The sequence below is a fragment of the Oculatella sp. LEGE 06141 genome (genome assembly GCF_015207605.1).
GTDB lineage: Bacteria > Cyanobacteriota > Cyanobacteriia > Elainellales > Elainellaceae > Oculatella.
On record NZ_JADEWO010000110.1, the window covers coordinates 1 to 9766 of the forward strand.

Below are 9766 nucleotides of genomic sequence, written 5' to 3' on the forward strand. Positions count from 1 at the left end.
AGAAAAAAGAACGCAGTCAGAATGACGTGATTCGAGAGTTGATTCGATCTTTGACTGCCAAATAAATTTGGCAGTTCGCTTATATCCCCCGGTTCAAAACACGGGGGCTTTACGCTTTATCACGTAAACGAATCAAGGGGCACCTTCATAGGTGCCCCTTTCCATGCATCTGCCCGACTCATTCAGTTTCCGGCCAACCGAAGCGGGCACGCTGCTAATTGAAGGACACAAGCATAAGGAGGATAAAGACCACTCCATAAAGCCACGGTAGGGCAATGAGGCCGATAGTGACCTGGGTGAATCCCTGTGTATAGGTTAGCCATGTGCCGATTCCCGACACCACAAACATGACGGGCACCAGCAGGGCGGCTACCAGGAGAAACCCAACCCACGGAACAGTCATGTTGGCGATACTGATAATACTCCCTCCGGCAAACAGCAGTCCAAAGATGGTTCCCAGCACACATACAACGCTGTTAATGATTAAGGTCAGATACACGAAAAACTCCCGTACAACGTACCCACAGCTAGACTAATATTGAACATTAACCCGCCTTCTGATCGGTCAACGGATCAAACGGAGACCAGGTTAAGCTCCACAGGCGTTGCTGGCTAGAGGTAATGAATGGGGCATTTGAACGGCTGGTGGGGCATTGCATTGTTCACACACAAATTCAATATCCATATTCAGCAGGGTGCATATGTCTACCCAAGATAACCGCGATCGCCTGCATCGCTGTTTAATGCACTTTGACTTAGTAATCCCAGTTTGACCGACCTGGAAACGATCGTGCTTCAGCTAATTTATTGATTGCTCTGAGCGTTTATCTCTCTTTGATTCAGACCAGACTGATTGCTTTGATGCAAGCTTTTAGATAACGGCAACAACACATGAATTCTAATGTTGAAGCTGATTCCAGGCTTGTTCCTTCACAAATTTTACCTGCCCATCTGAGAGAACACTGGTAGGAATCCACCCTAAATGACGATAAAAACCATACGCTCGTATTTCCGAATCGTTGCTCGTCAACAGCCAAATTTGCTCAGCCCCTTGTGACCACAACCATCTCTCAGATCGCTGCATCAACTGACGACCAATACCACGGCATTCAAAGGCTGGAAGCACAAACATCGCAAAAATTGTTTTTTTCGTCGCGTTTGCCATCGAGAAGCCAGCAGGTTCGCCATTGCTTTCAGCAATCCAGGCACGGCAGTCTGTTTGTAGCATTTCAATGACTGTAGCTGGAGTCACTCCCAGGTCAGCCAGATCCTCACGAGACTGGTAATTCTCGGCAACGCTAGTTCTTATCATGAAAAGAGTTTCAACATCTTCAGGTCTTGCTTCTCGAATAGTGATCACGATCGCCTCTAGCAATAGAGATAGTTTGAACTACTGCAAAAAAGTACGTAGCTGCTCAAGTTCACTATCCTGTAAGCACTTGCTAAACGAACGATAGCCCCGTGCATTGGGATGGGGGAGGAAGGCGAAAATTCTTTCACATTCCCCTATTTTGATTGCCTCAGATATTGAACTTTTTGCAGGAATATTGAATTTACTTTGAATCGCTTGCCTTGCGCGTGCCCCCAGGACCACCACTACTTTTGCTCTTGCTACTTCTAAAGTCCTCAGCAAGTAGGTTTCAACACATTGACCCTGTGCTTGTTTTACACCAATTTCGTCACGAGATTTACAACGCACTATCTCAGTGAGCGCATAATCACTGCCGGGAGTCACATCCCGTCCAAATAACTCGACAGCACGTTGCCGAACTTCTATCCAGAACCGAACAGGACGGCTGTAGGTTCCATCTGTTAGCAAGGATTTCGTACCATTAACAATCCAGTCTTTGCGCCCTCCCCCAAAACGGTAATTGAAGTAGTCATCCATATCATTGTCCGACCACGATCCATCAGGGTAGACCTCAATCGAGCTAATTGATGGGTTTGAGCTGAAGAAAAGCAGAGGGGCTTGCCCTATTTGCCCACTCCAGGGTTCGGGTACTTGATACGTTTCCAGAGTAGGCAATCCGTACGAATCAACAAGGTTGGCTTGAGAATCAACAATTTCGCGGCATGGATTCTCGACACCAGGGTTTTGCAAACAGAATCGCGCGTGAGGACAATGAACAATGTCGTTTAATAGGGTTCTCACTGGCTGGTTGAAAGTGTAACAACTGGTAAGTTTATCCTATAAACCCACAGAGGTGAGTGGACAAACGGCTCACTGAGTAGGAGCAAGTAGCCTCAAACTCAGCAGCAGTGAGGGATTGGGAACGAATTCATATTCCTCAAGCTTATAGCAGTTCTCAATCGAGTCAGCGACAGTCTCGCCAGGATGGGTGTGGGACGTAGGGTTTAAGGCGTGGTGAATGCAAATGAAAATGGCTGTAAAATACTTCTCAATCTACTCGTAGTGGAGGCATTAAATGTGAAAAATCAAGTTAAAAGTTCCACCAACTAATATCACTTTCACCAAACAGATCGTGTAGCCTTTCTTCTTCTGCTCCATCTAATTGCCACTCCAGTTTGTACAGGCCATTTTTAAAGTGAGCATCTTCTCCGGTGGCGGGGCCATCGTAAATTTGACCAATCCGTTCTACCAAAGCATGGCCGTTGGGCTGATATTGCAACACATCGACAACCATTTCTTCTTCCCACTCGGCAGTTTCACCATCTAAGCATTTACGAAGGAGGCGCAGTGCGTTCTCCTGGGAGGTTTTGCCGTAGTATGTCTCGCGGAATAATGTGCGTAGTTGGGTAAATTCAACTCCATCAAGGGCATACATTAAATCCCACGGGTCTGCTCCATCAATGATAGTAACTACATCACCCGCCTGGATAGATGCCTTCAAAATTCGCAAAACAGCGGTTTCATCGCTGCCAACAGTAGCGCCTCGAAATAACCCACGCAGCATCCGAATACGGGTTGTGGCTGGTAGTGCAGCAATATCACCAGGCTGCATTTGTAGGACGCGATCGCAAACCGCATCATCGTCATACACCGGAGCAGAATGTTCAATTGTAGGCCGCAAATCCTGATTGGGTAGATTCTGCAACCCGGAGAGGTGATCACCCTGGGTTACATTACCTTCGAGCGTCCCGTTTTGCAGGGTATAGGGATCGGCACCCGCTTGCCCGCTGGCAATTAACTCCTCGGCTCGCTGCCAGGTATCGGCTCTTTCTGTTGCCATATCCGCATCAAACAGTCGCATTGAGGTGTCTTGCATCAGTTGGGGAATCAGGTCTACGGGCACCCCCAGCTTTTGAGCCATGTCTTCGTTCATCCGTCGTCCCGCATTATCAAAAATGCCGGACATGGACATAAAATCAGCCCGGAAATCACTGAGGCTGGCTCCAAATTGGCTGTAGTAAGAATTGAATACCCAGGCTTCAGCCCGTGGTAAATCGAACCGGATGTGGGCTTGCATGGAAACAATGAGCGATCGCACTGCCCCCATCACGCTTTGCATCACCGCTGCCAGGGCTGCCCCGCCTTCATCGTGGCCTGACATCATTTGCTCGTAGAGCGCATCTGTAAATTCCTTTTGGCGGGCCGCTTCTTCAAAGGCTTGTCGCCAATGATCCTCTACAGGCCCCTCATCATTAAAGGCATTGAAATTGTCCTGGTAAATTTGCTCAAAATAGGCGACCGATGCCATCACATAACTGGGGTAATAGAAGGTGCAACTCTTGGCAAATTCGAGTTCTCCTTCGGTGACATAACTGTATACCCTGGCAAACCAATACCGATAATCTTTAACATTGCCCCGTTCATCCAACAGTGAGGCCGCACGGTCTTGCTGCCGCTTTAAAGCGGCTTCCGCCAGTTCCCGCCGCTGATTGTAAACCGCTTCGTCTTCCACTACATTTTTGTTGGGTGGATCGGTTTCCGATCGCACAGGTGGCTTACCGAGCAGATTTCCCATCTCTCGCCAGCTTGGTTCTGTGCCGGATGAATTTGTTGGGTTGGTTGCAGGAATAGGACTGGCGTTTGTCGGGCTGCCTGGATCTCGATAAATTGCAGGTATAGCCCGACTGATAGTATCTACACCCGGTGCGATCGCCACTTGATCAGAGCAAGTTGGGTCATGGCTCATGATCATATCAGCAACGCGATCGGCTTCCTGTTCGGCGGGGTCACCAGGTTGGCTCACGGTCAGGTCTGCCTCGCGGGACAGAGGAATCTGGCTAAAATCATGATGGACTGCCGGAACTTGAACCTGATCGGGCTGTGAAGAGTGAGTCGATGTCCACGTATCACGGTTGCCTGTATTGGTCTGTGATGGAGGAAGCGTTGTTTTTTTACGGTGCAGAAGACGATCGTTCATCATAAACCTGCTTTGATATCTGATGTTGGCGGTGCAGAGGATTCTGCTGACTCACTCGATCCGTTGCGTTCTAAGCGCGATCGCAACCTGCTGGGTAAACCAGCAGATGAAACACACCCTGCTGCCCTTCAATGAGTTCTGCCGAGTTTGATGTGTGGTTGAGTTGTTGTACCAAATCCGCTAGTGTTTTGGCACCGTATGCAGTCAAGCTAGAAATGGAATTGGAAAAGGCATAATGGCAAAGGCATCCCGTTCTATGTTGAATTGGAGTGGCTGAAATCTGGATTCCCAGGGAGGTAGAGCAGATTGGAACGGAAGTAGATCCAGTGTCATCAACAGAAGCTAATATCCTTGAAGAGTGAGTCAATGCAGCGATCGCTTCTGCCACTTCTTGAATATGGTGTGGATGTAATAGTTGCAGTGCCGAGTTCCGTTGAAACCGTTGTTGTAGAGCGATCGCCCCCATCACCACAGCAAGGCTCACCGTTGCGCCGGGGTGCCACGGGTGTAGGGGTAACCTGCCATGATACTCGGCTGCTGTGATGGCGCTCATAATGAGCAGCGATAGCAATTGTGCTTCAGAAAATCCCCAGATGTACAGACGGTTTGGATCGCCTCGCCAAAATTCAAAGCAGAATCGGCCAAGAGCATAGGTGATGCTTAACCAGGCCACCACATCGCCGGGGTCATGCTGATGCAAGAGTAAGATAACACCAATGAATACAATCAGAGCTATCCAGCCAGATTCGATCGCTTGAATGGGAACCAACCGCACTCCCACCAGATACGGTGTAAATCCGGCAGCAGCATGTTCTTCCCGATAGCATACGCCCCAACGACTGGGTCGCCCATGACAACAGCCCACCATAAAGCAACCCACACGACCCACAGCAACAAATAGCCCCAAACCCAGCAGCGTGAGATCTAAATACACCAGAATCGGTTGCTGCAAGAGGTAGAGTAATGCAGCGATCGCCCCCACCACAGCCACTAGCTGTTGATACAAAACAAGTCGCTCTTGACCCGTGAACAGCTTGAGCAAAAATGCCAACGAAAAGAAGGCTGCAACTGCAACAGTGGTGATGCTGAGTATGACCCAGAGCGCTAATCCCAACCCGTTTGCCAGCAACACGGTTAATGCTGTAGCCAGAATGAAACCAATACCGCCAAAAACAGTAAAGGTTGACCAGGATTGCTCAAAAAAAGAGAGTTCTGGATCAATGGGTGGGTAAAAGTGAGTGGGTGATACCGGGTTGAGTTGCATGGGTTCAATGGTTAATGGTCAATGGTCAATGGTCAATGGTAGGAAGGATTGAGGTACTAAGTCGGCGTTGGGTCAGGTTGAGCCGTAACAGGCGGGAATACTGGCGTAACGAGGTCGGAGTGAACGCTGCCATGTGTAAAAGCACCTGATTTTCTGGATTAATCCACAGCGCTAGCCCTCGTTGGGCGTACACCCACTCGCCCTGGGGTAATGTAACGACATTCCACCTGGCATCAAGCCTGGCATCAGGCTCTCCCCATTGGGCTAGCAAAGCATCCAGACCAGACGAGAAAGGATAGGCTACATCCAACAGCAACACCTGTTCATTCCCGGTAAACCAGAGGCGAACGGGTTGTGCGTAACCAGGTACGCGCAGCATCTGAAAGTGTGCGGTTTGCTCTCCTACACGGCCAAGGCCAATGGCATCACTTGCGAGAGGAAACACCTGAGTTACTGTGCTGACGGTACAGGGTGGTAAGCCCTGCCAGTGCGACCAGTCTTGTTCGGCCAATTGATGTAACGCGGCTTCACAGAGGGCAGTTGCGGTTGTATAAGCGCGATTGGTGCAGCCGATCGCCGCTGTTGAGACTGAGAGAATGGCGATCGCCAGCAGTAACCGAATGGTTAAACCATACCGCGCTTTGGGCGATCGGCTTTGAACGACAAGTCCAGGTGCCAGGATAACCATGAATACTGCTGATAGAATACGTTTAGTCATGGCATAACAGAATTACCGACGATAGGGAAGTCTGCGTTGAGCCAGATCAAGGCGCAAGGTGTGAGAGTACTGCTCCAGGGTGGTAGGAGCAAACACCGCCAGGTGCAAAATGACCTGATTTTCTGGATTGATCCACAACGCCAGCCCCCGTTGGGCATAGAGCCACTCACTTTGCGGTAGTGACAGTACGTTCCAATGGGTATCCAGTTTGGCATCCGGTTCTCCCAATTGGGCTAACAGAGTCTCCAGGCTAGCAGAGGGCGATGGATGGGCAACATCTAACAGCAACACCTGTTCATTCTCGGTAAACCAGAGGCGAACGGGTTGCCCATAGCCGGGAAGATGCAGCCTGTGAAAGTGCGCGGTTTGCTCTCCCACGTTGCCACTGCCAACCCCATCACTTAAAGGAAGCATTTGAGCCACTGTACTGAGCGTACAGGTGGGTAGCCCCTGCCAATGCAGCCAGTCTTGCTTGGCAAACTGATTCAGGGCAATTTCGCAGTCAGAGGCATTAGTCATACTGGTTTTATGTAGCGCGTTCGTTCTTGCGATCCATCAAGGCCGTCATTATCAACTAATGAGATCGGTTCGTCCTAAGAAGTAGGCGGCATAAGCATTACGAACACCAACAATGTTAATTAGCCGCATGGCCTGGTCATAGGATGGATATCGGCGGCTTGAGATGGGCGGCACGGTCGATGCCTCGAAGGGTTTAGCGGCATAGGTCGATCCTTCAACAGCCTGACGCAGAGCTGCTGACCTGACCCTTGGGGAGACATTAGCCCATACCGTCTCGGTCAATACAGAGTCCATTCCTTCAACCAGCGTGTTGTATTGCTCGGAGTCATGGCCACCAGGGAAACTGCGAGCATGAGAATTGTAGTTAGCGTGGGCAAGACTGTGAATATATTCATGGATCATGGTTTGGAAGGCATCCCAGAAGTTACGCCGATTTCCAAGGCCGGTGCTGGCTTTGAACATTTGCATACCAACATTGCCGCCTTGATTCCAACCCGGCCAGCCGCGATCGATATCATTTAGCCGTTGCACCTGGGCAGGCGTGCCAGTCAGGTCGTTCCGAATTCGATCCAGAATGGTGGCTTCGGCTTCGGTTTCTCCCGGCGAAAGGGTTGTCCGGGAGGGAATAGCACCATGTGCCCGATTGATATCAAAAATGCCTCGTTCGGACTGAAGCAGATAAGACACCAGCTCTCTCGCTTTATCCTGCCGCTGGGCAGGGGTCATGGCAGCCTGGTCTGTATTTTCCTTTTCCCAGGCATCAAATAAGTTCACGCCGGCTGTGAAAGTTGGCGCTGTGGCGTAGCTGCCAAATACCGCATCTGTCTCGGTTTTGGCCGTGTTACCAATTTCCTCAAATCGGCTCATTGGATGGACTTTCGCCGGATCGGCATGTTCTGCTGGCCCTCGGCCTCTAACCAGATTGTTGTACATGCCATCAATTTCCCTGGTTAAGTAGCGGCGAATCCGATCCTCATAGCTGCCAGCGGGAATGTGGGATTTGAAATCGGGTACTGCAACGCTACCGCGAGGAGGAACCAGTGCCTGATCGATTTCGGCTTTCTCTGCTGCCGTGGGAACGTGGGTTCCGGCGAGCAGGGTAGCGGATGTTTCGGTTGTGGCAACCTGGCTGTAGACCGTTTGCAGAATGACATCCACCTTGCTAACAAATGTCCCCAAACGCCGATAAGTTCGTCTTACCGCAGGTGTGATGGTGCCGCTACGAAGGGCATCTTGTTGCCTGATGTAATCAATCCGCCCGTTCTGTAAGTCCCGGATGGCAATATCGCGATCGCCCGTTGCTAATCCATTAACATAAACCACAATATTGGCCGCCGATTCTCTGCCCTCTACCCTGGCTTTGAGGACAGCATTACTCCAGGTATAAGGCCCTGCCGGAGCTGGAGCTGGGGCAGGAGCAGGCGGAGCGGGTGGAGCGACGGGGGGCACCGTTGGCACGGGGCCGCTGGGTACCGGAGTACTGGGAACGGGGGCACTGGGAACGGGGCCAGATGAAGAACCGCTACCCGCATCGCACCGTCGCAAACCCAAACCCGATCGCAACCGTGGCCCTGCTTTTCGGGCAAGGTTGCTCAGGGCACCTGTTGCCCCAAACCAGAGTTGCGACACTACGCCGATCGCCGACCAATCTGCATCTGTTTCCAATGCAGAATTATTGTCTGCTCCTTTTTGCTGTAGTTCAGAACTGGCTCCTTTTTGTTGCACCACATGAGCCAGTTCGTGGGCAATCAGCGCATCACCCATCAACGTTCCGGGCTGGTATTCACCAGATGCGAAGGCCACATGCTCGCCCAGGGTAAAGGCACGCGCGTTCATGTCTTGCGACAACTGAGCAGCGGTCGTGTCGGTGTGTAGGCGCACCTGGGAGAAGTCTTCTCCAAACGCGGTTCCCATCCTGGCTTGCACGGTGCTGTCGAGGGCACGACCCGAACCAAGCTGCGTCTGCACGGCGTGGATATCGTCTGGTGCTTGGGCGGTGCTGCCGTCTTGGGCTTTGAATAAAATGCGGGTTGGTTCTAATTCTTCAGCGGCATCTGTTTCTGTGGCTGGGGCTTCACCCGGAGCGGTGGTGCCGTCTGGTAAACCCGTTATTCCTTGATTGAGCCGTTGGGCGATCGTCTGTCGTACTTGTTGGCAAATCGCCGGAATGTAGTCACTGGCTTGTGTTGCTTTGGGTGCATAGGGGCGAATGGTTTGATCCAGCGATCGACTATCTTGGGTGCTATAGGTGGCAAATTGCCGTTCAATTTCAGTATGGGCAACGGGCAATAGCAACAGGCTCGATAAATCGACCGATAGCGCCTCTTCAGCGGCGGCCTGTACAGCAGGACGAAGCTGTGCCAGAAATTCGCTTTTGCGCGTTTGTCCCGGTTCAAGCTGCTCGGCAGTATCCTCAACAATGAGTTGCTGTGCGGCTCCGCTCGCCGCATTGCTCCCTGGCGTTGCCGTGGTTGGAGGGGTTGAGGTGGTTGTACCGCCTGTGCCAGGGTCGGCCTCGCGCTGCAATGTTGGGGCAAGACCGGGCTGCGGTTGCGTTTGCTGTACAACATGGGTTAATTCATGCGCCAGCAGTTGTTTGCCGTCGTTGGTGGTAGGGGCATAATGGCCTGCCCCAAATACAATGTCTTGCCCCACGGTGTAGGCTAATGCATTGATGGACTGCGCCGATTCTGCCGCTTTTGCATCGGTGTGGATGCGTACTTGACTAAAGTCGTAGCCGAAGCGCGGTTCCATGAAGGTGCGGGCGCTATCATCTAAGGGCTGTCCACCCGACCCCAGGGCATCACTCACCTGCTCGGTTGCGTCACTGGCGAACGTGTCTGCTGGGCTGGCCTGACGCATCAGGTCTTCGTCTTCACACGCGGCGCATTGACGCTGCGCGGCGTGTTGCAGCATCCGCAGGGTGGGATCAAGGGT

Annotated in this window: 8 protein-coding genes; all 8 read right to left on the bottom strand. The window is 51.6% G+C overall.

The window, feature by feature from the left end:
- Positions 1–214: 214 nt before the first annotated feature.
- The gene (locus IQ268_RS31325) at positions 215–499 is read right to left on the bottom strand and encodes a hypothetical protein (RefSeq protein ID WP_193887280.1); all 285 of its coding nucleotides are present in this window, start codon (positions 497–499) and stop codon (positions 215–217) included.
- A gap of 399 nt (positions 500–898) precedes the next feature.
- Complete coding sequence (locus IQ268_RS31330; RefSeq protein WP_193887293.1) at positions 899–1357, bottom strand: GNAT family N-acetyltransferase; 459 nt, start codon at positions 1355–1357, stop codon at positions 899–901.
- Positions 1358–1390: 33 nt separating this feature from the next.
- A complete protein-coding gene (locus IQ268_RS31335) occupies positions 1391–1888 on the bottom strand; it encodes a uracil-DNA glycosylase family protein (RefSeq protein WP_228035896.1) in 498 nt (165 codons plus the stop codon).
- 553 nt (positions 1889–2441) lie between these two features.
- Positions 2442–4331 carry a DUF5995 family protein gene (locus IQ268_RS31340; RefSeq protein WP_193887284.1) on the bottom strand — a complete coding sequence of 630 codons (1890 nt, stop codon included), beginning with the start codon at positions 4329–4331 and terminating at the stop codon, positions 2442–2444.
- 67 nt (positions 4332–4398) lie between these two features.
- Entirely contained in the window at positions 4399–5592 is a 1194-nt protein-coding gene (locus tag IQ268_RS31345) for a prolipoprotein diacylglyceryl transferase family protein (RefSeq protein ID WP_193887285.1), read from the bottom strand.
- A gap of 25 nt (positions 5593–5617) precedes the next feature.
- A complete protein-coding gene (locus tag IQ268_RS31350) occupies positions 5618–6310 on the bottom strand; it encodes a hypothetical protein (protein WP_228035897.1) in 693 nt (230 codons plus the stop codon).
- A 12-nt stretch (positions 6311–6322) separates the two neighbouring features.
- Positions 6323–6829 (bottom strand): hypothetical protein, encoded by a 507-nt coding sequence (locus tag IQ268_RS31355; protein ID WP_193887289.1) that lies wholly within the window; start codon positions 6827–6829, stop codon positions 6323–6325.
- Positions 6830–6880: 51 nt separating this feature from the next.
- A partial coding sequence (locus tag IQ268_RS31360) for a DUF4157 domain-containing protein (protein WP_193887291.1) occupies positions 6881–9766 on the bottom strand: 2886 nt, incomplete at its 5' end.